Genomic DNA, 500 nt, shown 5'->3' with positions numbered 1-500 from the left:
GGTTATTCAGCGATACGCCCAAGGGCGCCGCATCCAGTGCACAGATTTACAGCTTGGTCGAAACCGCGAAGGCTAATGGCCAAGAGCCCTATACGTGGCTGCGCCACGTACTGGAGCGGTTGCCTCAGGCGGTGTCGGTCGCGGACTTTGAAGCATTACTACCTTGGAATCTGGAGGCGTCATGAGTATCAATATTGATCATCTGAGTGCTGATGAATTGGTGACGCTGAATCACCACATTATCGAACGCCTGAAGATGCTGGAATCGTTGGAGGCTCACAAGTCGATGATGCAGTTCCATCCTGGTGCACGAGTAAGTTTCGACTCACCCAACGGCGGGCGCCTGTCCGGCACCATCATGAAGTTCAATCGCAAGAGCGTCACCGTGGTCAGCGATAACGGACAGCGCTGGAATATCTCGCCGCACTTGCTCTCGTCGATCAAAGACATACGGGCGGGGACGGTGGTGGATATCAAGCACAAGAAATAACGGAATGACA

The 500-nt window shown here is 53.8% G+C and carries 2 protein-coding genes; both read left to right on the top strand.

All coding sequences use genetic code 11. From position 1 onward, the window contains the following. On the top strand, positions 1-185 hold a 185-nt coding region (locus ACXPVS_RS27410; protein ID WP_458512662.1), incomplete at its 5' end, for a transposase domain-containing protein. After that, positions 182-490 (top strand): hypothetical protein, encoded by a 309-nt coding sequence (locus ACXPVS_RS27405; RefSeq protein WP_458512661.1) that lies wholly within the window; start codon positions 182-184, stop codon positions 488-490. The genes ACXPVS_RS27410 and ACXPVS_RS27405, both read left to right, overlap by 4 nt. Positions 491-500 lie beyond the last annotated feature (10 nt).

The organism is Pseudomonas sp. Ma2-10 (genome assembly GCF_054330215.1).
Note: the sequence above shows the minus strand (reverse complement) of the source record. Positions and strands in the feature narration are given on the sequence as shown.

Bases quoted from the DNA above. Each gene is read 5' to 3' on its own strand.
- ACXPVS_RS27405 (WP_458512661.1), top strand. From the start codon at position 182: ATGAGTATCAATATTGATCATCTGAGTGCTGATGAATTGGTGACGCTG.